The organism is Thioprofundum lithotrophicum, from assembly GCF_055387065.1.
Genome location: NZ_AP042379.1, coordinates 1,240,546 through 1,264,842, shown reverse-complemented (window position 1 = coordinate 1,264,842; position 24,297 = coordinate 1,240,546). Strand labels below are relative to the sequence as shown.

Sequence of the window (24,297 nt, the reverse complement as noted above, 5' to 3'; positions counted from 1 at the left end):
TTCCGGTTTTTTCTCTGAGTTTTCGCCTATGAATACAGGTGTCGGCCCGACGGGGACGCTCTCCGCCGGGTTCGTGGACACCTGCGGCGAAAACGAGGAGGAAACGCCATGCGCATGCCACCGCTTGCGATACCCGTCCCGGCCGGAAACGGGAAGGCCGTCGAGAGAAGATCCGACTTTCCGCCCCTGCCCGAGGTGGTGGCGGAGTTCATGCAGGAGATGCTGGCCAAGGGCGGCCCGGAAGAGCCGGACTATCCCCGGCTGGATGGCTGGTTCTCGGCGCTGGATGAATGGATAGCCAGGGGATTCTATAAGAGTGAGGACTTACCCTCAGTATGGAGGGCATGGCCGGAGCTGTTTCTCACCACCGATACCCTGCAGGGATTCGTGATCTCCCGTCCCCACGGTTATGCCGGCGACTTCGAGCTGATCGACCGCATGTACACGGGATGGACCTCGCCGGACCCGGCCCTGGCGCGCTGGGACGCCTATGCCCACGCCCGACCCGCTTGCCAGTCGGTGCGCAACCGCAAGCGCTACTTCATCGACACCATGCTGGCCCTGCACAGGGCGAACGGTTCACTGCGGATCCTGGACGTGGGCAGCGGCCCCGGACGGGACGTGCGGGAACTCCTCGCGCGCAGGCCGGAAGGCATCGAAGTGGACTGTCTGGATCAGGACGCCCGCGCCCTCGCGCATGCGAAGCGGGTCATCGCCGACCTCGCCCCTGGCCGGGTGCGCTTCATCCACGCCAACGCCCTGCGCTTCGCCGCCAGCGAAACCTATGACGTGGTCTGGTCGGCCGGCCTCTTCGACTACCTCAGCGACCGCCTGTTCGTGCGCCTGCTCACCCGCCTGCTGCGCCTCATCCGCCGGGGCGGTGAAGTGATCGTCGGCAATTTCGGCGATCACAACCCCTCCCGGCCCTACATGGAATTAGGCCACTGGTTCCTCAACCACCGCAGCGCCGAACACCTGACCGATCTTGCCCTCAAGGCCGGCGCGGAACCGGCGCAGGTACGCGTGGAACGGGAGCCGGAGGGGATCAACCTCTTCCTGCGAGTGGGGAAGTAGTGTAGTTGGGTGGAAATAACGCAGAGGGCGCAGAGACGCAGAGTTCGCAGAGCAAAATTTAATTATTGCGCGACCGGCTGAAAACGCCCAGCAAGATTCTGCTGGCTGTTACAGGCATACTCACAAGCCTCCGTGCCCTCTGCGTCTCTGCGCCCTCTGCGTTCCTTCCACCAACCCGTGCAAAAAGACCGGCAAGCCGGTTTTTGCGACAGTGTGTCGGGATCAGGCCGCCGCGTCGGTGTCCATTTCGGTGTGGTAGCGGACGACCCGGTCAACCTCGTTCTTCGAGCCGAGGATCACCGGCACGCGCTGGTGGAGGTCACTGGGCTGGATTTCCATGATCCGCTGGCGGCCGGTGGAGCTGGCGCCGCCGGCCTGTTCGATGATGAAGGACATGGGGTTGGCTTCGTACATCAGGCGCAGCTTGCCTTCGAGGCCCTTGCCCTTCATCTTTTCGTCCAGCGGATACATGAAGATCCCGCCGCGGGTGAGAATGCGGTGCACTTCGGCCACCATGGAGGCGATCCAGCGCATGTTGAAGTCGCGGCCGCGCGGGCCTTCGCTGCCGGCCAGGCACTCGTCCACGTAGCGCTTCACCGGCGGCTCCCAGAAACGCATGTTGGAGGCGTTGATGGCGAATTCACTGGTGTCTTCCGGGATGGTCATGTCGGGGTGCGTGAGGACGAACTCGCCAATGTTCTGATCCAGGGTGAAGCCGTTGACGCCGTTGCCGGTGGTCAGCACCAGCATGGTGGAGGGCCCGTAGAGCGCATAGCCGGCGCAGACCTGTTCGGTGCCCGGCTGCAGGAAGGCCTCGGCGGAGGGATGGGTCTTGCACTCGCCGGGGCAGCGCAGGATGGAGAAGATGGTGCCCACTGACACATTCACGTCGATGTTGGAGGAGCCGTCCAGCGGATCGAAGGTCAGCAGGTACTTGCCGCGCGGATACTTGGCAGGGATGGGATAGACCTCCTCCATTTCCTCGGAGGCCATGGCCGCCAGGTGGCCGGCCCATTCGTTGGAGCGCAGGAACACGTCGTTGGAGATCACGTCCAGCTTCTTCTGATCCTCGCCCTGCACGTTCTCGGTGCCGGCGGCGCCCAGCACCCCGACCAGCGCGCCGTGGTTGACCAGGTTGGAGATCACCTTGCAGGCGGTGACGATGTCGTTGAGCAGCGAGGTGAAGTCGCCGGTGGCGTTCTCGATGTGGCGCTGTTCCTCGATGATGAACTGGGTGATGGTGATGCGGCCGTCGTGCATGGGAAATCCTCGGTTTTTCTTGGCTGGCAGGGGAAAAGGGCCGCGCAGTATATCAGCAAACACTGAAACTGGAAACGGTCAAAAAATCGGTGATTTTCCGGGTTTTTTCGAGGATTTGCGGCGAACGGCCGGGAACAGGTGGGAAAACTCAGGCGTGAGCGATTTTTTCCATGGTCGATTCGATCCAGTTCTCGGCATCGGCGAGGATGTCCTCCGGCTTGCGGCCCGCGGTGGGAATGGGCGGGCCGATGACCATGCGGATGGTGCCGGGGCGCAGCACGAACTGGCCCTTGCGCCAGAACTCGCCGGCGTTGTGGGCCACCGGCACCACGGGCCGGCCGCTCTCGGCGGCGAGGATGGCACCGCCGATCCGGTAACGGATCCGCTTGCCCGGCGGCACGCGAGTGCCCTCGGGAAAGATCACCACCCAGATCCCGCGCCGCAGGCGGTCGAGCCCCTGTTCCACCACCTGCTCCACGGCCCGCCGGCCGGCCTTGCGATCGATGGCGATGGGCCGCATCACCGCCAGCCCCCAGCCGAAGAAGGGAATCCACATCAGCTCGCGCTTGACCACGAAGGTCTGGGGCGGGAACACCAGTTGCAGGGCCATGGTCTCCCAGGTGGACTGATGCTTGGAGAAGATGATGGCCGGCCCCTCGGGGATGTTCTCGCGGCCCTCGATGGTCCAGCGCACCCCGCACAGCCAGCGCAGCATGTAGACGTTGATCACGCCGTAGATCCGGATGATCCGGATCCGCGTGCGCAGCGGAAACACGATCAGCAGCACCGAGAAGAGGGCCACGATCACCGTGAGGGTGGCCATGAACAGGTGGAAGAGGGTGCAACGCAGGGCCTGCATGCTCATGCCTCGTTCAGCAGGGCGGTGACGGCGGCGGCCAGATCCGCATGCACGGGGATCCCCTCGAGGTCGGCGGCATGCGCGGCCAGGGTGCGTTCGCCCTTGCCGGTGCGCACCAGGATCGGCCGGGCGCCCACCGCCAGGGCCGCCTGCAGATCCCGGAAGGAGTCGCCGATCACCGGGACACCTTCCAGGCTGACGCCGAAACGGGCAGCGATCCGCTCGTAGAGCCCGGTGCGCGGCTTGCGACAGTCGCAGCCGTCGTCGGGCGTGTGCGGGCACCAGGCGATGTAGTCCACTGCCCCGCCGTGCTCGGCGAGCAGCTTCTCCAGTTTCGCGTGCATGGCCGCCAGCGTGGCCTCGTCGTAATACCCGCGCCCTATACCCGACTGGTTGGTGGCCACCGCCACCGTCCAGCCTGCCTGCTTCAGCCGGGCGATGGCCTCAAGCGAGCCGGGCAGGGGCACGAACTCCTCCGGTGACTTGATGTAGTCGTCCGAATCCTGGTTGATGACGCCGTCGCGGTCGAGAATGATCAGTTTCATGGGGTTTGAAAAATCAAACGCAAAGGCGCGAAGAACGCAAAGGTGGATCGATCATGTAGGCGCGGCGCCCTCGCCGCGATTGGTCGGTAGCGGGTAGCTGGGGACGGGTGGTTGGGAAAACCCCGCTGTTCCCAGCCACCCGCTAACTGCCGCCAGCAACTGCATGATCGCGGCGAGAGCGCCGCTCCTACGGGGTTGAACAGCGCTCGGGGTTTTCGCTTCTGCAAGGAATGAATCACTCCCGGAACTCCGACACCCGGATCCGCCCGTTCACCATTTTCGCTTCACGTTGCATGATCTTGTCCATCTTGGCCCAGAAGGCTTCCTTGAGGTCGAAGTCGGCGGAGATGGCGGTGCCGATGAGCAGGATGAAGAGATCGGCCACTTCCTCGGCCAGTTTTTCCCTGCTCTTGCCCTTGGTCACGCAGGCGGCGATCTCGCCCAGCTCCTCGCTCATCAGGGCGATGCGATAGACCAGCTCCTCGCCGCCGGTGTTCCTGAAGTCGTGCTTGTCGTGAAAGGCCTGCACGGCGTCGAGCATGGCCTGGTAGGAATCCTTGTTCATCGCGGTTTGTTTCAATTTGCCGGGGTTTTGGGTTGTATCATTCAGGGGTGTATTTGTCATTGTGAAGGGGATGCCCTGCGATGAACAGGGCCGAGGGACGAGTGGCGAGGGCCGAGGTTATCGAAGCCAACCAACCGCGTTGTTCCTCGGCCCTCGGCCCTCGCCACTCGGCCCTGTTTTCATTGCAGTTTCGCGATGTCGGCCACCTGCAGGAACAGCCTGTGCAGGTGGTTCAGCAGGGCGATGCGGTTTTCGCGCAGGGCCGGGTCGTCGGCCATCACCATTACCTCGTCGAAGAAGCGGTCCACCGGTTTGCGCAGGGTGGCGAGTTTTTCCAGGGCGTCGGTATAGTCGCCGGCGTCAATGGCGGCCTTCACGTCGGCTTCGAGGGCGGTGAAAGCCTCGAACAGGGCCTTTTCTGCGTCGTCCGTGAAGCGTTCCGGATCCACCTTTTCGGGCCGTTTGCCTTCCACCTTCCTGAGGATGTTGCCGATCCGCTTGTTGGCGGCGGCCAGGCTTTCCGCCTCGGGGAGCTGGCGGAAGCCGGTGACGGCGTGGACCCGGCGGTCGATGTCCCGCGGGCGGGTGATTTTCAAGGCCATCACCGCATCGAGGACGTCGGGGCGGATGCCGCGATCGGCGTAGTAGGCGCGCAGGCGGTCGAGTATGAAATCGAGCACCTGGTCGCGGGCCGCTTCGGCTTCGACGACGGCGGGAAAGCCGGAGGCGGCAGCGGTGAGCAGTTCGGCCAGATCGAGATCCAGATTCGTCTCGATGAGAATGCGCAGCACGCCGAGGGCGGCGCGGCGCAGGGCGTAGGGATCCTTGTCGCCGGTCGGTGTCTGGCCGATGGCGAAGATCCCGAGCAGGGTGTCGATCCGGTCGGCCAGGGCCAGAGCGCGGGCGGTGGGGTTCTCCGGCAGATCGTCGCCGGCGAAGCGGGGCCGGTAGTGCTGATCGATGGCGGCGGCCACATCAATGTCCTCGCCGTCGTGCAGGGCGTAGTAGCGGCCGATGATCCCCTGCAGATCCGGAAACTCGCCCACCATCTCGGTCATGAGATCGCACTTGCACAGCTCGGCGGCGCGGATGGCCCTGTCGCGGTCGCCGCCGATCTCGGCGGCGATGTGAGCCGCGAGGCGGGTCAGGCGCATGGCCTTGTCGTAGAGGGTGCCGAGCCTGCGCTGGAACACCACCTGCTTGAGCCGGGGCAGGCGGTCGATGAGCGGGGTCTTGCGATCCTGGTTCCAGAAGAACTCGGCGTCGGCGAAACGGGGCCGGATGACGCGCTCGTTGCCGTCGCGGATCACCGCAGGATCACGGCTCTCGATGTTGGCGATGGTGACGAAGTGCGGCAGCAGGGTGCCGGCTTCGTCCACCAGATGGAAGTATTTCTGGTTGGCGCTCATGGTGGAGACGAGGGCCTCCTGGGGCACGGCCAGGAACCGTTCCTCGAAGGCGCCGGCCACCGCCACGGGCCATTCGACCATGGCGGTCACCTCGTCGAGCAGATCGGCATCGATCACGGCGCGCCCGCCGAGCTTCAGGGCCTCGGCCTCCACCTGGGCGCGGATCATCTCGCGGCGGCGTTCGAAGTCGGCAATCACCTTGCCCTCGCTCTCCAGCAGTGGCTCGTAGTCGGCCGGAACCGGGATGTCGATGGCCTGCGGGGCGTGGAAGCGGTGGCCGCGGGTGGCGCGACCGGCGCGAATGCCGAGGATCTCGCCGTCGATCACCTGTTCGCCGTAGAGCATCACCACCCAGTGCACCGGCCGCACGAACTGGGTCTCGAGGCTGCCCCAGCGCATGCGCTTGGGGATGGGCAGGGCGTCGAGGGCGGCCTGGACCATGGCCGGCACCAGGGCGGTGACGGGCTGGCCCTTCTGTTCGCTGCGCCAGACCAGCCAGCTGCCCTTGTCGGTCTCGAGCTTTTCCAGATCCTCCACGGCCACCCCGCAGGAGCGGGCGAAGCCTTCGGCGGCCCTGGTGGGGCAGCCCTCGTCGTCAAAGGCGGCCTTGAGGGCCGGGCCGCGCTTCTCCACCACCTTGTCGGGGGTGGCGGCGTCGAGATCGCGCACCAGGATGGCCAGGCGGCGTGGCGCAGCGAAAGCGCGGGCCCCGGCGAAGTCGAGATCGGCTTCGCGCAGGGCGCGGGTGAAATGATCGGTGAAGGCGGCACAAAGGCGGCCCAGGGCCTTCGGCGGCAGCTCCTCGGTGCCGATCTCGATCAGCAGATCGTGCTTGTTCGCGCTCACGTCAGGCCTCCTTGGCATTCGTCTTCAGCATGGGGAAGCCCAGGGCCTCGCGGGCCGCGTAATAGCTTTCGGCCACCGCCCGGGCCAGGTCGCGCACCCGCAGGATGTAGCGCTGGCGCTCGGTGACCGAGATGGCGTGGCGGGCGTCGAGCAGGTTGAAGGTGTGGGAGGCCCGCAGCACCTGCTCGTAGGCCGGCAGCGGCAGTTCGGCGGCGATCAGCTTGCGGCTCTCGGCCTCGCAGTGATCGAACAGCGTGAACAGGAAGTCCACGTCGGCGTGTTCGAAGTTGTAGGCCGACTGTTCCACCTCGTTCTGGTGATAGACGTCGCCGTAGGTGACCCGGCCCAGCGGCCCGTCGGACCAGACCAGATCGAAGACGCTGTCCACCCCCTGCAGGTACATGGCGATCCGCTCCAGGCCATAGGTGATCTCGCCGGTGACCGGGCGGCAGTCCAGCCCGCCCACCTGCTGGAAGTAGGTGAACTGGGTCACCTCCATGCCGTTGAGCCAGACCTCCCAGCCCAGGCCCCAGGCGCCGAGGGTGGGCGACTCCCAGTTGTCCTCGACGAAGCGGATGTCGTGCACCAGGGGATCGATGCCCAGCCGCCTGAGGGAGTCGAGGTAGAGTTCCTGAATGTCCAGCGGCGAGGGCTTGATGACCACCTGGAACTGGTAGTAGTGCTGCAGGCGGTTGGGGTTTTCGCCGTAGCGCCCGTCGGTGGGCCGCCGCGAGGGCTGCACGTAGGCCGCGGCCCAGGGCTCGGGGCCGATGGCGCGGATGTAGGTGGCGGTGTGGAAGGTGCCGGCGCCCATCTCCATGTCGTAGGGCTGCAGGATCACGCAGCCCTTTTCGGCCCAGTACTGCTGCAGGGCCAGGATCAGCCCCTGGAAGGTGGCGACGTCGGGTTTTGCTGGGGTTTCGCTCAAGGCCGTGCCCGTCGGTTGACTGGAAAGGGCGGCATTATACCGGGCGTGGCGGGCGCCGTCTCAGGCTTCGTCGGCCAGCACCCGGTGGCTCTCGGCGAGGATGAAGTCGAGGAAGGTGCGGGCGGTGAGCGACAGGCGCTTGCCCTTCTGGTGCACCGCGTACCAGCGGCGCTTGACCGGAAAGCCTTCCACGTCCAGCACCGCCAGCTTCCCGGCGGCCTGCTCCAGGCGCACGCTGTGCAGGGAGATCACGGCGATGCCGATGCCCGCCAGCACCGCCTGCTTGATGGCCTCGGAACTGCCCAGCTCCATGTAGGGTTCGGCGTCGATGCCCTGCTCCTGCAGCACCCGCTCCACCGCCAGGCGGGTGCCGGAACCGGGTTCGCGGCCGATGAAGCGTTCCTGCATCACCTCGGCCAGGCTCAGGCCCTGGCGGCCGACCAGCGGATGATCCGGCGGCGCCACGAAGCCGAGGATATTCTCCAGGAAGGGGTAGCTGACCAGGTGCCTGTCGTCGGGGATCTGGCCCATCACCACGAAATCGTCCTCGTTGTTCATCAGACGCTCCACCACCCGGGCCCGGTTGGTGAACTTCAGGTGCGGCTCCACCCCCGGATACTGCTGCAGGAAGTGGCCGAGCAGATGGGGCATGAAGTACTTGCCGGTGGTCACCACCGCCAGTTGCAGCGGGCCGCGCACCTCGCCCTTGAGCTGCTCCATGTCGTCGTCCAGCGCCGCAAGACGGCCGAGGACGTCGTTGGCCGCCTCGAACACCACCCTGCCGGCGGCGGTGGGAAAGACCTTCTTGCCCACCTGTTCGAGCAGGGGGGTGCCGGCCTGGTCCTCGAGGCGCCTGATCTGGATGGAGACGGCCGGTTGGGTCAGGTGCATCTCCTCGGCGGCACGGGTGTAGCTGCCGTGGCGGACCACGGAGGCGAAGAGGCGGAGCTGTTGCAGGGTCAGGTGCATGAAATCCGGGTATTTACGTTTGTATATGCAAATTATAACAAGGATTAATTTTTGTTTGTCATCTTTCCCGACTATAGTTCCTGTCACTATCCGCCGGGCCACCCTGGCGGGTGCGAGCAAGAGGGAGGCCGGCCCCGCGCCGGCTTGCCGCAATCTCAACCAATGTGAGGATGCTATCCATGGCAGAAAAAACTTACCAGGCGGGCGTGAAGGAGTACCGCGAAACGTACTGGATGCCGGAATACACCCCGGTAGACAGCGATGTTCTTGCCTGCTTCAAGATCACCCCGCAGCCGGGCGTACCCCGCGAAGAGGCCGCTGCCGCCGTGGCCGCCGAGTCTTCGACCGGTACCTGGACCACCGTGTGGACCGACCTGCTGACCGATCTGGACTACTACAAGGGCCGCGCCTACGCCATCGAGGACGTGCCCGGCGACGACGAAGCCTTCTACGCCTTCATCGCCTATCCGATGGGCCTGTTCGAGGAAGGTTCCATCGTCAACATGTTCACCTCCATCGTCGGCAACGTGTTCGGCTTCAAGGCCGTGCGTGCCCTGCGGCTGGAAGACGTGCGCTTCCCGCTGTGGTTCGTCACCACCTGCCCGGGGCCGCCTCACGGCATCCAGGTCGAGCGGGACAAGATGGACAAGTACGGCCGCCCGCTGCTGGGCTGCACCATCAAGCCCAAGCTGGGCCTGTCGGCCAAGAACTACGGCCGCGCCGTGTACGAGTGCCTGCGTGGCGGTCTGGACTTCACCAAGGACGACGAGAACGTCAACTCCCAGCCGTTCATGCGCTGGCGGGATCGCTTCCTGTTCTGTCAGGAAGCCATCGAAAAGGCCGAGGCCGAGACCGGCGAGCGCAAGGGTCATTACCTGAACGTGACCGCGCCCACCGTCGAGGAGATGTTCAAGCGCGCCGAATTCGCCAAGGAAATCGGCACGCCGATCATCATGTCCGACTACCTGACCCTGGGCTGGGCCGCCCACCAGAGCCTCTCCCAGTGGTGCCGCGACAACGGCCTGCTGCTGCACGTCCACCGCGCCATGCACGGCGTGATCGACCGCAACCCGCGCCACGGCATCAACTTCCGCGTTCTGGCCAAGATGCTGCGCGCCATGGGCGGTGACCACCTGCACTCCGGCACCGTCGTCGGCAAGCTGGAAGGCGACCGTGAAGCCACCCTGGGCTGGATCGACCTGATGCGGGACGGTTACATCAAGGAAGACCGCAGCCGCGGCATCTTCTTCGATCAGGACTGGGGCCGCATGCCCGGCGTCATGCCCGTCGCCTCCGGCGGCATCCACGTCTGGCACATGCCGGCACTGGTCTCCATCTTCGGTGACGACTCCGTGCTGCAGTTCGGTGGCGGTACCCTCGGCCACCCGTGGGGCAACGCCGCGGGTGCGGCGGCCAACCGCGTCGCCCTGGAAGCCTGCGTGCAGGCCCGCAACGAAGGCCGCGAACTCGAGAAGGAGAGCAAGGACATTCTCACCAACGCCGCCAAGCACAGCCCCGAGCTGAAGATGGCGATGGAAACCTGGAAGGAAATCAAGTTCGAGTTCGACACCGTCGACAAGCTGGACGTCTCGCACAAGTAAGCCTTGCGCGAACGGGTGCCCGTGGCCTGCGATGCGAATGCAGGCCACGGTGCCACGCCCACTGAATCATCGAAGAGGAAACCGACAATGAGTGAAGTTCAGGACTATTCGTCCCGGGTCTCCGACCCGAAGAGCCGCAAGTACGGCACCTTCTCCTATCTGCCCGCCATGACCGAGGAGCAGATCCGCAAGCAGGTGCAGTACATCGTGGACCAGGGCTGGAACCCGGCCATCGAGCACACCGAGCCCGAGTTCGCTTCCAGCCACTACTGGTACATGTGGAAGCTGCCCATGTTCGGCGAGACCGACGTGGATCGCATCCTGGAAGAGATCGAGCTGTGCAAGAAGGCCAACCCCGGCCATCACGTGCGCCTGATCGGCTATGACAACTACAAGCAGACCCAGGGCGCCAACATGGTGGTCTACGTGGCCCCCATCGACGACAAGAAGCTCGAGATGATCGAGCTGGCCGCCGTCGTCAAGGGCTTCGGCCACTGAGGCACGTCTGCCAGTGCGGAGGGCGGGCTGCTCCGGCAGCCCGCCCGAAGCGCAGACTTGCTCGATGAGCGCCGCCAGCGGGCGGCGCTGATCCGGCAAGTTTGCCGGACCCATCCGAATCAACCGGCACGAGGATTTTCGTCATGAGCGATGTCAAGCGTGAAGACTTCCTGATCACCGAGGAGCCGTACTACCGGCCCGTGGCCGACGAGGTGGAGCGCTACGAAGCGGCCTACGCCGTGCGCATGCCGGTGATGCTCAAGGGCCCCACCGGCTGCGGCAAGTCGCGGTTCGTGGAGTACATGGCCTGGAAGCTGGGCAAGCCGCTCATCACCGTGGCCTGCAACGAGGACATGACCGCCTCCGATCTGGTCGGGCGTTTCCTGCTCGACATCAATGGCACCCGCTGGCAGGACGGTCCGCTGACCATCGCCGCGCGCATGGGCGCCATCTGCTATCTCGACGAGGTGGTGGAAGCCCGCCAGGACACCACCGTGGTCATCCACCCGCTCACCGACCACCGGCGTGAACTGCCGCTGGAGAAGAAGGGCGAGCTGGTCAAGGCCCACCCCGACTTCCAGATCGTCATCTCCTACAACCCCGGCTACCAGTCGATGATGAAGGATCTGAAGCAGTCCACCAAGCAGCGCTTCGGCGCCATGAGCTTCGAGTATCCCGACACCGAAGTGGAAGCGGAAATCATCGCCCACGAAGCCGGGGTGGAAAAGGACGTGGCCGGCAAGCTGGTGCAGATCGCCCAGCGTTCGCGCAACCTCAAGGGGCACGGCCTCGACGAGGGCATGTCCACCCGCCTGCTGATCTACGCCGGCCAGCTCATCGCCAAGGGCATTCCGGCCAACGCCGCCTGCCAGATGGCGCTGGTGGAGCCGATCACCGACGATCCCGACATGCGCGACACCCTGGAAGCGGCCGTCAACACCTTCTTCGGCTGAGACGGACGTTTCCCCGCCCGGCCACGGGCCATCGATGTGAGGTCTGCAGCATGAGCGTTTCCCTCGACGAGTACCGCGACGAGCTGATCGCCGCCGCCCCCGAGCTGGCCGACACCCTCGACGCCACCTTCCACGAGGCGGCGCGGGTCATGTCGCCCCAGGGCCTGCAGGACTGGCTCAACGGGGCCAAGGGCATGGTCAGCCTGGGCAAGGGCCCGGCGCTGGTGGTCACCTGGCTCGACGAAATGCCGGTGGTGGTCAAGGAGTGCGGCGAGGACATCCTGCGCGACACCGCCTCGGCCATCCTCAAGCTGGCCTCGATGGTCTCCGGCGAAGTGCTGGTGCTCACCCTGCAGACCCTGCCCACCGTGGCCCGCCGCCTGGGCGACCCGGATCTGCTGCGCGCCTACCTGCAACTGCTGCACCGCCTGTCGGCGCGGGCCCCGCGCGGCCTGCGGCCCATGCTGGGCGTGATCGACGAACTGCTCTCCAAGCTCACCCTCTCCGGCCTGCGCCGCTGGGTGGACTTCGGCGCCGACGCCTACCGCCGCGATCTGCCCAAGCAGGCCGCCTATTTCGGCCTCGAAAGCGAGGACTCCAAGGCGGTCCTGCAGCAGGAGCGGCGCGGCACCCTGTTCATCGACAACCAGCGCAAGCTCAACTTCTACCTGCGCGCCTTCTGGGGCCGCGACTTCTTCCTGCGCCCCACCGCCGCCGACTTCGCCGGCTTCAAGCCCTTCATCGAGGGCCATGCCATGCACCTGCCCGACGCGGTGGACGATCTGGAAGACATCTCCGGCCTCGATCTGTACCGCGCCATGGCCGCGCACATGGCCGCACACATGGTCTACACCGCCGAGCCGGTCAACGCCGAGGCCCTCTCCCCGGCCCAGCAGTACATGATCGGCTTCTTTGAGGACGCCCGCGTGGAATACTGCGCGGTGAGCGACTTCCCCGGCATGCGCACCCTCTGGCGGCGCCTGATGACCGTGGGCGAGGAACGCCAGTACGAACACCCCAGCATGCAGCTGCTGGAGAAGGTGGCCCTGGCCCTGCTGGATCCGCAAACCCGGATCGGCGACGAGGCCCTCGACGCCATCGTGGAAAACTTCCACGCCAACATCGCCGCCAACCGCGACGACACGATGTTCAGCGTCAACCTGGGGCTGGATCTGTTCAACGTGCTCACCGCCCGGCGCGAGATGCCCAGCCTGCGGATCCTCGAATCGCTGGCCATCCCCTACCGCGACGACAACCGTTTCATCTGGTCGGCCGAGGAGTTCTCCTGGGATCAGGGCACGGCCTACCTGCCGGCCAGCCAGCGCCAGGTGCGCAAGCACGTCTCGCTCATGGAGTTCGTCAACGAGGTGGACGTGGAAACCGCCGGCGACGACGCCCAGGAAATCTGGGTCCTCTCCTCCGAGCTGTTTCCCTACGAGGACGAAGGCGTCTCCTACAACGAGATGGAAGGCAAGGAGCCCATCTCCGATCCCTTCCACTACCCGGAGTGGGACTACCAGGTGCAGCTCCACCGCCCCTCCTGGGTGACCGTGTTCGAACGCCGCCAGGGCCGCGGCGATCCCGAGATCATCGACAAGGTGCTCACCGAGAACAAGGGCATCACCCACCGCATCAAGCAGATCATCGACCGCCTGCGGCCCCAGGGCGTCTCCCGCCAGCGCAAGCTGGAGGACGGCGACGAACTGGACATCAACGCCGCGGTGGACGCCATGGTCAACCTGCGCATCGGCCTGCAGCCCGACATGCGGATCACCATGCGCTCGGTGATCAACCGCCGGGACCTGGCGGTGCTGATCCTGCTCGATCTGTCCGAGTCCACCAACGAGACCGTGCGCGGCTCCGACAAGACCGTGCTGGAACTGACCCGCGAGGCCTGCGCCCTGGTCTCCACCGCCATCCAGGGGATCGGCGATCCCTTCGCCGTGCACGGCTTCGCCTCCGACGGCCGCCACGACGTGCAGTACTACCGCTTCAAGGATTTCGACCAGCCGCTGGACGAAGACGTCAAGAGCCGCCTGGCCGGCATGAAGGGCGGCCTGTCCACCCGCATGGGCGCGGCCATGCGCCACGCCGGTCATCACCTGATGCAGCGCCCCGAAAAGCACAAGCTGCTGCTCATCGTCACCGACGGCGAGCCGGCCGACATCGACGAGCGCGACCCCCAGTATCTGCGCTGGGACGCCAAGAAGGCCACCGAGGAACTGCAGCGCAACGGCATCCTCAGCTATTGCCTGACCCTGGATCCGGAAGCCGATCGCTACGTGTCGCGGATCTTCGGGGCCAACAACTACACCATCATCGACAACGTGAACCGGCTGCCGGAGAAGCTGCCGACCCTGTTCGCCAGCCTCACCCGCTGAGCCGTCCCGCGCATGTCGGAGAGGGACGAAGGACACCGGCAGCCATCCCCGGGCAGCGTCACCGGCGGCCTGGCGCGCCTGATTGAGCAGCCGGCATTCCAGCGCGGCATCATCGCGCTGATCCTGATCAATGCGGTGTTGCTGGGGCTGGAGACCTGGCCGGCGGCCATGGAGGCCGCCGGAGGCTGGATCCGCGGGCTGGATCGGGCGATCCTGGCCGTGTTCGTGTTCGAGATCGCCGCGCGGCTCATGGTGCACCGGCTGGCCTTCTGGCGCGACCCGTGGAGCGTATTCGACTTCCTGGTGGTCGGCATCGCCCTGGTGCCCGCCACCGGGCCCCTGGCCGTGCTGCGGGCCCTACGCGTCCTGCGGGTGCTGCGCCTGCTGTCCACCGTGCCCAGCATGCGGCGGGTGGTGGGCGCCCTGCTGGCCGCCGTGCCGGGGCTGGGTTCCATCGTCCTGGTGCTGCTGATCTTCTTCTATGTGTTCGCGGTGATCGCCACCAACCTGTTCGCGGAGGGCTATCCCGAATGGTTCGGCAGCATCGGCAAGTCGCTGTACACCCTGTTCCAGATCATGACCCTGGAAAGCTGGTCCATGGGCATCGTGCGGCCGGTGATGGAGAGCCATCCCTGGGCCTGGGCCTTCTTCATTCCCTTCATCCTGGTGGCCACCTTCACCATGCTCAACCTGTTCATCGCCATCATCGTCGACGCCACCCAGCGCTACGCCCATGCCGAGCACGAACAGATCGAGGAACGGGTGGCCACGGTGGGGGTCGAAGTGGAAAGGCACCTGCACGCCGACATTCAGGCGCTGCGGGCCGAAATCGGCCAGTTGCGCGCCCAACTGCAGCGGAGGGAGGAAGGATGAGCAGAAAACCCTATCCCGGCATCGACGCCGATCACTATGGCGGCATGACCGACACGGGCAAGATCATCCGAGACGCCTGGGTGTTCGGTCTCATTCCGGAAAGCGAGACCTGCAAGGGCTGGACGCCGGAGCGCATCGAAAGGCTCTGGGAGCAGGTGCAGGACCAGTGGGCGAATTACGGCTTCCGGGTGGCCAACCTGCCGCCGGATCTGCGCGAACGGCATGAACGGATCCAGGCCGAGGCCTGGGCCCGGGCCCGCGAACAGGGCTGGGATCCGGCCAGCGTGTTCGCCGAGGACGACTGAGCCCGCCGCGGGCACCGCAAGGGCGCACAAGGCAAGGGGAGGAGGGCAGATGAGCCGGCTGGATGAAGTCCCGTACTATGCCCAGCGGGCCGATCGCCTCGATGCGCCCCTGTACAACCTGTGGCGCCGGGCGCGCCTGCACCTGCGCCTGCCGATCCGCATCCCCCTGCCGGAACAGGCCGGCGTGGTGATGATCGTGGAGGCGCAGGCGCTGATCTGCGCCAATGCGCGGCAGAACGATCTGCCGATCCTCGCCTGGGTGGAGTTCGAGGATCGGCATCGCACGGCCCTGCACACGCCGGTGCCCTGCAAGCTCAACTACTATCATTTCGCCGCCAGCCGCTATCGCGCCCGGGCCCTGACGGCGATGGCGGAAGAGCTGGCGCGGCGGCTGCGGGCACGGTGACGTTTCACGCTGGATCCCTGCAAACAAGGCAGAGATCGCAGAGACGCAGAGGGCAGAGAGGTTGTTGGATGGAAAAATCGTCGTTGCCCCCGTTGCGTAGGGTGCGCTCGCGCAGCAGCGCACCGAACTATTAAACGTAAACGTCTCAAAATTGTGCTGACGCAAACGGCACCGGTCTGGAGCGGGCGTAGGCCGGCTCAAGCGCAGCGGAACCGGCAAAAAGCGTGTCATCCTGCCATGGCGGCTCCGCTGCGCTTGAGCCGCCCTACGGGGAGGGTCGTAAAAACAATTTTGAGACGATTAATAACCTGATAAAACGATCCGCGCCCGGCGCACGGACCACTACATGAGGAAGAAACGATGGCTCTGGTCGACATGCGGGACATGCTGTACCACGCCTATGAAAACAGCTACGCGGTCGGCGCCTTCGATCTGGTGAGCCTCGATTTTCTCGAGGCGGTGATCGAGGCGGCGGAGCAGTGCCGGGCGCCGGTGATCCTCTCCATCGCCGAACCCCATTTCGCCCATTACGACTTCGAGCTCATGCTGCCGGCGGTGGAAGCCGCCGCCCGCCGCGCCAGCGTGCCGGTGGCCGTGCAGCTCGATCACGGGCGCAGCCTCGACTCGGTGATCCGCGCCATCCGCCTCGGGGTCAACGGCGTGATGATCGACGCCAGCGATCTCAGCCTGCCCGACAACATCAAGGCCACCCGCGAGGCGGTGGCCATCGCCCATGCCTGCGGCCTGCCGGTGGTGGGCGAAGTGGGCTACGTGGGCGGCGAGGAAGGCGAAGGCGCCGAACAGCACCCGGGCGAAACCGCCCTCACCGTGCCTTCCGAGGCCAGGGTGTTCGTGGAGCGTACCGGGGTGGACTTCCTGGCCGTGTCCATCGGCACCGTGCAGGGCCGGGCGAAACAGCGCGCGCGGCTCGACTTCCCCCGCCTCAAGCAGATCCGCAAGCTGGTGGACGTGCCCCTCGTGATCCACGGCGGCAGCGGCCTGAACGAAGATCAGTTCCGCCGCCTCACCGCCGCGGGCGTGGCCAAGATCAACTACTTCACCGCCCTCTCCGACGTGGCCGCCCAGACCATGCGCGCGCGCATGAAGCAGGCCAGGGACGGCAGCTTCACCGATCTCAAGCGCGGCGTGAAGGAAGCCATCCGCGAGGAAGTGATCCGCTGCCTGCGCCTGTGGGGCACCGCCGGGCGGGCCGCCGAAGTGCTCTCCCGCTGCCGCCCCCAGAGCCCCGTCGAATACCTGCTGCTGTTCGAGACCCCCGGTCTCGAGGCTGCCGAGCGCCGGGCCCTGCTGCTGCGCGCCCGCCAGGTGCTCGATGGCCTGCCGGGGGTGCGCGAGACCTTCGCCGGCGACATCGTGGAGGCGGCGGGGCGCTATCGCCATCTGCTGCGGGTGCGCTTCACCAGCGAGGCGGCGGCCGAATCCTTCCCCGAACATCCCGACTGGAAGGCCTTCCGCCGCCGCTATCTGCAGTCCCGCCTCGGCGAACAGCTGTCGGTGAACTGCCGCTCCATCGACGCGCCGCTGCCGGGCGAGCCGGAAGGCGAGCTGGCCCTGACCCTGCTCCCGGCCGGGGGAGAATCGCCAAAGTACTGATTTGAAAGCGGGTTCTGGCACTCCCGGGGCTTGCCTGCCAGGCCCGATTGGTGTTTGATCGAAGCGGCCGATTCAAGTTTCCGCTGCGCGGAGACGATGATCAGGATCGGAGAAGGCAGTCATCCCGGGAAGGTGCATCATGAGCGAAATCCTGGAACCGACCGGCGACGTGGCCCAGTGGCAGTCGCTGGTGGCCGAGGCCGAGAAACATGCCGGCGTGCGGCTCGACGAAGAGCTGGAGAGCTATCTGGTCTTCACCCTCATGCGCTGGCTGCGCCGGCCCGACATGGCCAGCCGCATCCTCGCCCTCGACTTCCTCGAATCCTTCCACCAGCAGGCCCGCCAGCGCAGCGAATCCCTGCGTGACGTGGGCGATCAGTGCCTGCTCTACTCGGGCCTGTTCCCGGAACGGGCCGAACGGCGCCGGGTGCGGGTCAGCTACTACGTGGATCTGGGCCGCAGCGCCTATCACAGCCTGGCCGACGGCCTGAACGAACTGGCCCGCCTGTTCGAACGCCTGGCCGAGGAATTCGTCTCCGCCATGGACATCCTCCAGGCCATCCGCAGCGTCGGCGGCCAACCCGTCGGCCTCTCCCCCCTCCAGGCCCACGACCTCTGGACCGACACCGGAAGCCGCAGCGCCCGCACCGAACTCGCCCGCCACACCGGCGCCGAACCCCTCTCCGGCAATCCCCGCCTGAGGCACTGATTGGGTGGGGTGGAAGCCCCCCGATTATGGTATCCTGACCGGTCCCCAATCCCCTGAATTCCACCGGTTTTTTCCATGTCCGAACCGCGCAAGGCCATCGCCCTCATCTCCGGGGGGCTCGACTCCATGCTCGCCGCGAAGGTGATCATGGAGCAGGGCATCCATGTGGAGGGGATCAACTTCTTCACCGGCTTCTGCGTGGAGGGCCACACCCACGCCATTCGCAGCAAGGACCGGCAGCGGCCGAAGCGCAACAACGCCCTGTGGGTGGCCGAGCAGCTCGGTATCAAGCTGCACATCGTCGACGTGATCGAGGAGTACAAGGACGTGCTGCTCAACCCCAAACACGGCTACGGCCAGAACATGAACCCCTGCCTCGACTGCAAGGGCTTCATGGTGCGCAAGGCCCACGAATGGATCCGGGAACACGGCTTCGACTTCATCATCACCGGCGAGGTGGTCGGCCAGCGGCCCATGTCGCAGCGCAAGGACACCATGCCGGTGGTGGCCCGCGAATCGGGCGCGGGCGATCTGCTGCTGCGTCCGCTGTGCGCCAAGCATCTGCCGCCCACCCTGCCTGAGCGCGAGGGCTGGGTGGATCGGGACAAGCTCTACGACTTTTCCGGCCGCACCCGCAAGCCGCAGATGGCCCTGGCCGAGCAGTTCGGCTTTCGCGACTGGGCCACGCCTGCCGGCGGCTGCTGCTTCCTCACCGACAAGGCCTACGCCGACAAGCTGGTGGACATGTGGCAGCACCGCTCCAGCCGCGACTACGATCTGGACGACATCATGCTGCTCAAGGTGGGCCGCCACCTGCGCCCGCGGCCTCACTTCAAGCTGATCATCGCCCGCGACGAGGGTGAGGGAAAGTTCCTGGAGGGCTACCGCAAGCAGTTCACCAGCCTGAAGACCGTCAGCCACGGCGGTCCGCTGGTGCTGATCGACGGCGAGGTGAATGACGACGACATCGAACTGGCCGCCCGCATCGCGGCCCGCTACGGCCAGGGCCGCAGCGCCCCCCAAGTGGCGCTGGAAGTGACGCCCCCCGGCGGCGAGCCCCGCCGCCTCGAGGTGGAACCCCTGCATCCCAACGACATCGATCCGGCCTGGCACGTATGAGCGAAACCCGCGAACTCGACGCCCGCCGCCTGCTCTGCCCCCTGCCGGTGATCCGCACCCAGGACGCCGTCGAGCATATGCAGCCCGGCCAGCGCCTACGCATCATCGCCACCGATCCCGGCGTGAAGAACGACATCCCCGCCTGGTGCCGGATCAACGGCCACAGTGTCGAGTCGATCGAGGAGCAGGGCGACGAGATCCTCATCACCATCACCGTCGGCGAGGGATGACCGGCCCCGGAAGGAAAGAAGAAAACGCCTGCAGGAGCAGCGCGAGCCGCGAAAATCAATGATCACATGACCGATTCCCCCGAAAAAACCGCCCGCCAGCACCGCCACGACGAGACGGTGCGGATCACCGTCATCGGCGCGGTGGTGGACTTCCTGCTGGCCGTGGTGAAGATCGTGGTGGGCTTCCTGGCCCACTCCCAGTCGCTGATCGCCGACGGCATCCACTCCCTCTCGGATCTGGTCACCGACGCGGTGGTGCTGTATGCCGCCCGGCATGCCCATCAGGACGCCGACGAGGATCACCCCTACGGCCACGGCCGATTCGAGACCATCGCCACCGTGGCGCTGGGCATCGCCCTGATGGGCCTGGCGGTGGGCATCGCCCTGGACGCGGTTTACCGGCTGGTGGAGGGCGAGCCCCATGCCCTGCCGGGGGCCGCGGCGCTGGTGGTGGCCGGGCTGTCGGTGCTGTCGAAGGAGATCCTCTACCGATATACCGTGTTCGTGGCCGAGCGTCACAACTCGCCCATGCTCAAGGCCAATGCCTGGCACCACCGTTCCGACGCCCTGTCCTCCGTGGTGGTGCTGTTCGGCGTCGGCGGGGCCATGGCCGGCTACTGGTACCTGGATGGCCTCGCGGCCATCGGCGTGGGCCTGATGATCGCGAAGATCGGCTGGGATCTGGCCTGGAACGCGGTGCGCGAACTGGTGGACACGGCCCTGGAGCCGGAGCGGGTGGAGGCCATCCGCAAGGCGATCCTCGACGTGGACGGGGTCATCTCCCTGCACATCCTGCGCAGCCGGCGCATGGGCGGCGAGGCCCTGGTGGACGTGCACATCCAGGTCTCGCCCACCATCTCGGTGTCGGAGGGCCATTACGTCAGCGAGACGGTGCGCCGGCGGGTGATCGCCGAGATCGACGAGGTGACCGATGTCATGGTGCACATTGACCCGGAGGACGACGAAGCGGTACCCTCGCCTCCGGATCTGCCGCTGCGCAGCGAACTGCTGGAGCGTCTGCTGCGCCACTGGCAGGAGATCGAGGCGGCCCGGCAGATCCTGGACGTGACCCTGCACTATCTGGAAGGGCACATCCAGGTGATTCTGCACCTGCCCGTGGAAACGCTGGCCGAGACTTCGGCCGAGGCACTGGCACGGCGGTTCCGCGAGGCCGCGGTCCCGGAACGCTGTGTTTCGCGGGTGGATCTGTGCTTTCAATGAAGCACTGTTTTGGTGCAAACAATAACAGAGGTGTTCCATTCTGGTGCACCAAGACCGTCAGTTTCGGGGGAATGTCACGCTTTCCTTTTGAAAACAATCGCTTGCCTTGTGGCATGTTTCATGCACCAGGTGGGCATCGGTTTTTTCACGCTAGCCACACTTTTCAATCTCTGGAGAGGCTCACATGTCTGACAACGTTCTGAAGATGATCAAGGACAACGGAGTCAAGTTCGTCGACTTCCGTTTCACCGACACCAAGGGCAAGGAGCAACACGTCTCGGTGCCGGCGCACACCGTGGACGCCGATCTGTTCACCGACGGCAAGATGTTCGACGGTTCCTCCATCGCCGGCTGGAAGGGCATCAACGAGTCGGACATGATCCTGATGCCCGATGCCGAAACCGCCGTGATGGATCCCTTCACCGACGAGCCGACCCTGATCCTCACCTGTGACGTGATCGAGCCGGCCACCGGCCAGGGCTACGAGCGCGATCCCCGCTCCCTGGCCAAGCGCGCCGAGGCCTACCTGAAGTCCACCGGCATCGCCGATACCGCCTACTTCGGTCCCGAGCCCGAGTTCTTCGTCCTCGACGACGTGCGCTGGGGGGCCGACATGAGCGGCGCCTTCTACAAGGTGGACTCGGAAGAGGCCGACTGGAACTCGGAAAAGGTCTACGAAGACGGCAACATCGGCCACCGTCCCGGTCCCAAGGGCGGCTACTTCCCGGTGCCCCCGGTCGACTCCCTGAACGACATGCGCGCCGCCATGGTCCTGGCCATGGAAGAGATGGGCGTGGTCTGCGAGGTGCATCACCACGAAGTGGCCACCGCCGGCCAGTGCGAGATCGGCACCCAGTTCAACACCCTGGTGCGCCGCGCCGACTGGAACCAGATCCTCAAGTACTGCGTGCACAACGTCGCGCACATCTACGGCAAGACCGCCACCTTCATGCCCAAGCCGCTGGTGGGTGACAACGGCAACGGCATGCACGTGCACCAGTCGCTGGCCAAGGACGGGCAGAACCTGTTCTCGGGCGATCAGTACGGCGGCCTCTCCGAGCTGGCCCTGTACTACATCGGCGGCATCATCAAGCACGCCAAGGCCCTCAACGCCCTGACCAACGCCTCCACCAACTCCTACAAGCGTCTGGTGCCCGGCTTCGAGGCCCCCGTGCTGCTGGCCTACTCGGCCCGCAACCGCTCCGCCTCCATCCGCATCCCCTACGTCTCCAACCCGAAGGCCCGACGCATCGAGGTGCGCTTCCCGGATCCCACCGGCAACCCGTACCTGTCCTTCTCGGCCATGCTCATGGCCGGCCTCGACGGCATCCAGAACAAGATCCACCCGGGCGATGCCGCCGACAAGGATCTCTACGAGCTGCCGCCGGAAGAGCTCAAGGACATCCCCACCGTCTGCTCCTCGCTGGAAGAGGCCCTGGAGAACCTGGACAAGGATCGCGCCTTCCTCACCGCCGGCGGCGTGTTCACCGACGACATGATCGACGCCTACATCGAACTCAAGATGGAAGAAGTCACGCGCCTGCGCATGACCACCCATCCCGTCGAGTTCGACATGTACTACTCGCTCTGATCGACGGTCCGTCAGCGCAAGAGAAAACGCCCCCGCATTTGCGGGGGCGTTTTCGTCTGTGCGACCCCCTTTCCGCGTTCTGAAAAAGCCATGATGCAGGCTGGCGCAAGCGCAGCGGAGCCGGCAACGCCCGCATGTCGGTGTTCCGGAACCGGCGATTCTCCTTTCGGTTGTCCTGCCACAGCGATTCGTCTATTCTCGGGGCATGCGCATCCTGATCCTGCTGCTGTCCCTGAGCCTTTCCCTGTCCCTCGCGGCACAGGAAAAGGTTTACAAGAAGGTCCATCCCGACGGCACCGTCGAATACAGCGACAAGCCCATCGAAGGCGGCGAACTGATGAACGTCCCCAGGGGCACGATCATCACCATGCCCAAGCCCTCCGGCTTCAAGGCGGCGGAAACCACCGCCGATCGCAAGGCCGCCGCCCGCAAGCAGGCCGAGGAACACGCTGCGGCCTATACCCGTTTCGAGATCCTGCGGCCGAAGGACGACGAAGCCATCCGCAGCAACGCCGGCAACCTGACCGCCCAGCTCGCCCTCGAGCCCGGCATCGTCGAAGGCGACCGGCTGCGCTGGAAGCTCGACGGCAATCCCATCGAAGGCGCCGGCGGCCTCACCCTGATCCTGCGCAACGTGGATCGCGGCACCCACACCCTGCAGGCGGAAATTCTCGACGCCGACGGCAAGGTGGTCAAGCGCACCCCCGTCATCACCTTCCATCTCCTGCGCTACGCCGGCGGCCCGGTCCCCCTCGGCCAGACCCCCTCCACCCCGACCGGCCTGCCCCAATAAGAAGTTCCAAATATCAGACCATGGTGCGTCGTGTGCACTGAGCCCTGCGGGACAGGGAGCCGTTTCGTGACCTTCGGCCGCAGGGATGCGGCCGTAGAGCCTACAGGGATGTATTCACGGCGCGTCACGAAACGGCTCCCTGTCCCGCAGGGCGATGTTGGTATCAGATACCCCCGTCTGACTGATCCGGTATTTGGAACTTTCATTTAACCCGAGATCATGCCGAGCGGGCTTCAGCCCGACACGCCACCCAGTTTGCACCAATTTGGTGCAAATAATCCGCCCATCGGTTATCCTGTTTGCCCACATATCGCCCTTTTCCACCCGTCGCCAGCTTTTGGCCGACCGCCGCCCATTCCCAACCTGTTGTTTATATTGACAATATTTTTTGATAACCCGGAAACCCCATGCGTCTTCGAACGTCCTTGCGGGTTTGGTTTGGTTTTTGCACAACCCAGGCCATGGTGGCTGTCATGAGCGATGACAAATCGGTGCAGGGGCGGGTGCTCGACGGCATGGCCACCGCCCTGCTGCTGTTCGACGGGCGGCTGCGGCTGGAATACATCAACCCGGCCGGCGAGAACCTGTTTTCCGTCAGCGCCCGGCATCTGCTCGGGCAGCCGTTCCACGCCCTGATCGACGAAGAGGAAGGCCTGGCCCGGCAGATACGGGGCGTGCTCGAGGAGCAGCACCCCCTGACCCGCCACGAAGTGGCGCTGGGCCTGGGCAACCAGCCGCGGGCCATGTTCGACCTCACGGCCCTGCCGCTGCTGGATCCGGGCCAGCCGCAGGAGCTGCTGCTGGAACTGCATCCGGTCAACCGCCTGCTGCAGATCGCCCGCGAAGAGGGCAAGCTGGCCCAGGAACGCACCACCCGCGAGATCCTGCGCGGCCTGGCCCACGAGGTGAAGAACCCCCTCGGCGGCCTGCGCGGCGCGGCGCAGCTGCTGGAACGCCAGCTCGACAGCGAGGAACTGAAGGAATACACGCAGGTCATCATCGACGAGGCCGACCGCCTGCAGACCCTCATGGATCGCATGCTCGGCCCCGTGCGCCTGCCGCGCATGGCGTCCCTGAACATCCATGCCGTGCTGGAACGGGTGCTGCGCCTCATGCAGGCCGAGGAGCGTGGCGGCGTGCGCCTCGAGCGCGACTACGATCCCAGCATCCCCGAGGTGCTGGGCGATGCCGATCAACTGGTGCAGGCGCTGCTCAACATCGTGCGCAACGCCCGCCAGGCGGTGGACGACGAAACCGGCCGCATCACCCTGCGCACCCGGATCGAGCGCATGTGCACCATCGGCCGGCAGCGCCATGCCCTGGCGGCGCGCATCGAGGTGATCGACAACGGTCCCGGGATCCCCGAAGAGATGCAGGAGCGGATCTTCTTTCCCATGGTGACCGGGCGAGCCGACGGGACCGGCCTCGGCCTGTCCATCGCCCAGAACATCGTGCAGCAGCACGAAGGGGCGATCACCCTGCACTCGGTGCCGGGGCGCACCGTGTTCACCCTGTTGCTACCAATTCAATGAACCAGGAACGCAAGTC

General features: G+C 65.6%; 23 protein-coding genes. 16 read left to right on the top strand and 7 right to left on the bottom strand.

Annotation, left to right across the window (positions count from 1 at the left end; genetic code table 11):
- The first annotated feature begins 108 nt into the window (after positions 1-108).
- Entirely contained in the window at positions 109-1,074 is a 966-nt protein-coding gene (locus ACZ5BH_RS06000) for a class I SAM-dependent methyltransferase (protein WP_464891007.1), read from the top strand.
- A gap of 222 nt (positions 1,075-1,296) precedes the next feature.
- On the opposite strand, the gene ACZ5BH_RS05995 is transcribed toward ACZ5BH_RS06000, so the two are convergent.
- The 7 genes from ACZ5BH_RS05995 to ACZ5BH_RS05965 form a co-directional block, all read right to left on the bottom strand.
- Positions 1,297-2,334 carry a class 1 fructose-bisphosphatase gene (locus tag ACZ5BH_RS05995; RefSeq protein WP_464891006.1) on the bottom strand — a complete coding sequence of 346 codons (1,038 nt, stop codon included), beginning with the start codon at positions 2,332-2,334 and terminating at the stop codon, positions 1,297-1,299.
- Positions 2,335-2,482: 148 nt separating this feature from the next.
- Positions 2,483-3,199 carry a lysophospholipid acyltransferase family protein gene (locus ACZ5BH_RS05990; protein WP_464891005.1) on the bottom strand — a complete coding sequence of 239 codons (717 nt, stop codon included), beginning with the start codon at positions 3,197-3,199 and terminating at the stop codon, positions 2,483-2,485.
- Positions 3,196-3,738 (bottom strand): D-glycero-beta-D-manno-heptose 1,7-bisphosphate 7-phosphatase, encoded by a 543-nt coding sequence (gene gmhB, locus ACZ5BH_RS05985; RefSeq protein WP_464891004.1) that lies wholly within the window; start codon positions 3,736-3,738, stop codon positions 3,196-3,198. Before gmhB ends, ACZ5BH_RS05990 begins: the two co-directional genes overlap by 4 nt.
- A 235-nt stretch (positions 3,739-3,973) precedes the next feature.
- The gene (locus ACZ5BH_RS05980) at positions 3,974-4,303 is read right to left on the bottom strand and encodes a MazG nucleotide pyrophosphohydrolase domain-containing protein (protein ID WP_464891003.1); all 330 of its coding nucleotides are present in this window, start codon (positions 4,301-4,303) and stop codon (positions 3,974-3,976) included.
- 179 nt (positions 4,304-4,482) lie between these two features.
- Positions 4,483-6,558, bottom strand: a complete 2,076-nt coding sequence (gene glyS, locus ACZ5BH_RS05975) for a glycine--tRNA ligase subunit beta (protein WP_464891002.1) — start codon at positions 6,556-6,558, stop codon at positions 4,483-4,485.
- Position 6,559: 1 nt separating this feature from the next.
- The gene (gene glyQ / locus ACZ5BH_RS05970) at positions 6,560-7,486 is read right to left on the bottom strand and encodes a glycine--tRNA ligase subunit alpha (protein ID WP_464891001.1); all 927 of its coding nucleotides are present in this window, start codon (positions 7,484-7,486) and stop codon (positions 6,560-6,562) included.
- Positions 7,487-7,546: 60 nt separating this feature from the next.
- On the bottom strand, positions 7,547-8,455 hold the full coding sequence (locus ACZ5BH_RS05965) for a LysR family transcriptional regulator (protein ID WP_464891000.1): 909 nt from the start codon (positions 8,453-8,455) through the stop codon (positions 7,547-7,549).
- Between the two features lie 179 nt (positions 8,456-8,634).
- Here ACZ5BH_RS05965 and ACZ5BH_RS05960 point away from each other — a divergent pair, with 179 nt between their 5' ends.
- The 15 genes from ACZ5BH_RS05960 to glnL all read left to right on the top strand — a co-directional run bounded on the left by ACZ5BH_RS05960 (position 8,635) and on the right by glnL (position 24,281).
- Positions 8,635-10,056, top strand: coding sequence for a form I ribulose bisphosphate carboxylase large subunit (locus ACZ5BH_RS05960; RefSeq protein WP_464890999.1), 1,422 nt, complete (start codon positions 8,635-8,637; stop codon positions 10,054-10,056).
- Between the two features lie 87 nt (positions 10,057-10,143).
- Positions 10,144-10,554 (top strand): ribulose bisphosphate carboxylase small subunit, encoded by a 411-nt coding sequence (locus ACZ5BH_RS05955; protein WP_464890998.1) that lies wholly within the window; start codon positions 10,144-10,146, stop codon positions 10,552-10,554.
- A gap of 143 nt (positions 10,555-10,697) precedes the next feature.
- Entirely contained in the window at positions 10,698-11,507 is an 810-nt protein-coding gene (locus ACZ5BH_RS05950; protein WP_464890997.1) for a CbbQ/NirQ/NorQ domain-containing protein, read from the top strand.
- Between the two features lie 50 nt (positions 11,508-11,557).
- Positions 11,558-13,888 carry a nitric oxide reductase activation protein NorD gene (locus ACZ5BH_RS05945; RefSeq protein ID WP_464890996.1) on the top strand — a complete coding sequence of 777 codons (2,331 nt, stop codon included), beginning with the start codon at positions 11,558-11,560 and terminating at the stop codon, positions 13,886-13,888.
- A gap of 12 nt (positions 13,889-13,900) precedes the next feature.
- On the top strand, positions 13,901-14,761 hold the full coding sequence (locus ACZ5BH_RS05940; protein WP_464890995.1) for an ion transporter: 861 nt from the start codon (positions 13,901-13,903) through the stop codon (positions 14,759-14,761).
- The gene (locus ACZ5BH_RS05935) at positions 14,758-15,066 is read left to right on the top strand and encodes a hypothetical protein (RefSeq protein ID WP_464890994.1); all 309 of its coding nucleotides are present in this window, start codon (positions 14,758-14,760) and stop codon (positions 15,064-15,066) included. Before ACZ5BH_RS05940 ends, ACZ5BH_RS05935 begins: the two co-directional genes overlap by 4 nt.
- 49 nt (positions 15,067-15,115) lie before the next feature.
- Positions 15,116-15,472, top strand: a complete 357-nt coding sequence (locus ACZ5BH_RS05930) for a hypothetical protein (RefSeq protein ID WP_464890993.1) — start codon at positions 15,116-15,118, stop codon at positions 15,470-15,472.
- A 360-nt stretch (positions 15,473-15,832) separates the two neighbouring features.
- On the top strand, positions 15,833-17,086 hold the full coding sequence (locus ACZ5BH_RS05925; RefSeq protein WP_464890992.1) for a class II fructose-bisphosphate aldolase: 1,254 nt from the start codon (positions 15,833-15,835) through the stop codon (positions 17,084-17,086).
- A 139-nt stretch (positions 17,087-17,225) separates the two neighbouring features.
- Positions 17,226-17,795: a hypothetical protein gene (locus tag ACZ5BH_RS05920; RefSeq protein ID WP_464890991.1), complete on the top strand. Its 570-nt coding sequence runs from the start codon at positions 17,226-17,228 to the stop codon at positions 17,793-17,795.
- A gap of 75 nt (positions 17,796-17,870) precedes the next feature.
- Positions 17,871-18,914 (top strand): tRNA (5-methylaminomethyl-2-thiouridylate)-methyltransferase, encoded by a 1,044-nt coding sequence (locus ACZ5BH_RS05915; RefSeq protein WP_464890990.1) that lies wholly within the window; start codon positions 17,871-17,873, stop codon positions 18,912-18,914.
- Entirely contained in the window at positions 18,911-19,144 is a 234-nt protein-coding gene (locus tag ACZ5BH_RS05910) for a sulfurtransferase TusA family protein (protein ID WP_464890989.1), read from the top strand. The genes ACZ5BH_RS05915 and ACZ5BH_RS05910 overlap by 4 nt, the downstream gene beginning before the upstream one ends.
- Positions 19,145-19,210: 66 nt before the next feature.
- Complete coding sequence (locus ACZ5BH_RS05905; RefSeq protein ID WP_464890988.1) at positions 19,211-20,365, top strand: cation diffusion facilitator family transporter; 1,155 nt, start codon at positions 19,211-19,213, stop codon at positions 20,363-20,365.
- A gap of 184 nt (positions 20,366-20,549) precedes the next feature.
- Complete coding sequence (gene glnA / locus ACZ5BH_RS05900) at positions 20,550-21,956, top strand: glutamate--ammonia ligase (RefSeq protein ID WP_464890987.1); 1,407 nt, start codon at positions 20,550-20,552, stop codon at positions 21,954-21,956.
- Between the two features lie 205 nt (positions 21,957-22,161).
- Positions 22,162-22,749, top strand: coding sequence for a DUF4124 domain-containing protein (locus ACZ5BH_RS05895; RefSeq protein ID WP_464890986.1), 588 nt, complete (start codon positions 22,162-22,164; stop codon positions 22,747-22,749).
- A 473-nt stretch (positions 22,750-23,222) separates the two neighbouring features.
- Positions 23,223-24,281: a nitrogen regulation protein NR(II) gene (gene glnL, locus ACZ5BH_RS05890; RefSeq protein WP_464890985.1), complete on the top strand. Its 1,059-nt coding sequence runs from the start codon at positions 23,223-23,225 to the stop codon at positions 24,279-24,281.
- The last annotated feature ends 16 nt before the right edge of the window (positions 24,282-24,297 follow it).

Coding starts and splice junctions, on each gene's coding strand:
- ACZ5BH_RS05910 (WP_464890989.1), top strand. CDS start 18,911: ATGAGCGAAACCCGCGAACTCGACGCCCGCCGCCTGCTCTGCCCCCTG.
- ACZ5BH_RS05930 (WP_464890993.1), top strand. CDS start 15,116: ATGAGCCGGCTGGATGAAGTCCCGTACTATGCCCAGCGGGCCGATCGC.
- ACZ5BH_RS05955 (WP_464890998.1), top strand. CDS start 10,144: ATGAGTGAAGTTCAGGACTATTCGTCCCGGGTCTCCGACCCGAAGAGC.
- ACZ5BH_RS05925 (WP_464890992.1), top strand. CDS start 15,833: ATGGCTCTGGTCGACATGCGGGACATGCTGTACCACGCCTATGAAAAC.
- gmhB (WP_464891004.1), bottom strand. CDS start 3,738: ATGAAACTGATCATTCTCGACCGCGACGGCGTCATCAACCAGGATTCG.
- ACZ5BH_RS05915 (WP_464890990.1), top strand. CDS start 17,871: ATGTCCGAACCGCGCAAGGCCATCGCCCTCATCTCCGGGGGGCTCGAC.
- ACZ5BH_RS05995 (WP_464891006.1), bottom strand. CDS start 2,334: ATGCACGACGGCCGCATCACCATCACCCAGTTCATCATCGAGGAACAG.
- ACZ5BH_RS05940 (WP_464890995.1), top strand. CDS start 13,901: ATGTCGGAGAGGGACGAAGGACACCGGCAGCCATCCCCGGGCAGCGTC.
- ACZ5BH_RS05960 (WP_464890999.1), top strand. CDS start 8,635: ATGGCAGAAAAAACTTACCAGGCGGGCGTGAAGGAGTACCGCGAAACG.
- ACZ5BH_RS06000 (WP_464891007.1), top strand. CDS start 109: ATGCGCATGCCACCGCTTGCGATACCCGTCCCGGCCGGAAACGGGAAG.
- ACZ5BH_RS05905 (WP_464890988.1), top strand. CDS start 19,211: ATGACCGATTCCCCCGAAAAAACCGCCCGCCAGCACCGCCACGACGAG.
- ACZ5BH_RS05980 (WP_464891003.1), bottom strand. CDS start 4,303: ATGAACAAGGATTCCTACCAGGCCATGCTCGACGCCGTGCAGGCCTTT.
- glnA (WP_464890987.1), top strand. CDS start 20,550: ATGTCTGACAACGTTCTGAAGATGATCAAGGACAACGGAGTCAAGTTC.
- ACZ5BH_RS05990 (WP_464891005.1), bottom strand. CDS start 3,199: ATGAGCATGCAGGCCCTGCGTTGCACCCTCTTCCACCTGTTCATGGCC.
- ACZ5BH_RS05920 (WP_464890991.1), top strand. CDS start 17,226: ATGAGCGAAATCCTGGAACCGACCGGCGACGTGGCCCAGTGGCAGTCG.
- ACZ5BH_RS05935 (WP_464890994.1), top strand. CDS start 14,758: ATGAGCAGAAAACCCTATCCCGGCATCGACGCCGATCACTATGGCGGC.
- ACZ5BH_RS05965 (WP_464891000.1), bottom strand. CDS start 8,455: ATGCACCTGACCCTGCAACAGCTCCGCCTCTTCGCCTCCGTGGTCCGC.
- ACZ5BH_RS05950 (WP_464890997.1), top strand. CDS start 10,698: ATGAGCGATGTCAAGCGTGAAGACTTCCTGATCACCGAGGAGCCGTAC.
- glnL (WP_464890985.1), top strand. CDS start 23,223: ATGAGCGATGACAAATCGGTGCAGGGGCGGGTGCTCGACGGCATGGCC.
- ACZ5BH_RS05945 (WP_464890996.1), top strand. CDS start 11,558: ATGAGCGTTTCCCTCGACGAGTACCGCGACGAGCTGATCGCCGCCGCC.
- ACZ5BH_RS05895 (WP_464890986.1), top strand. CDS start 22,162: ATGCGCATCCTGATCCTGCTGCTGTCCCTGAGCCTTTCCCTGTCCCTC.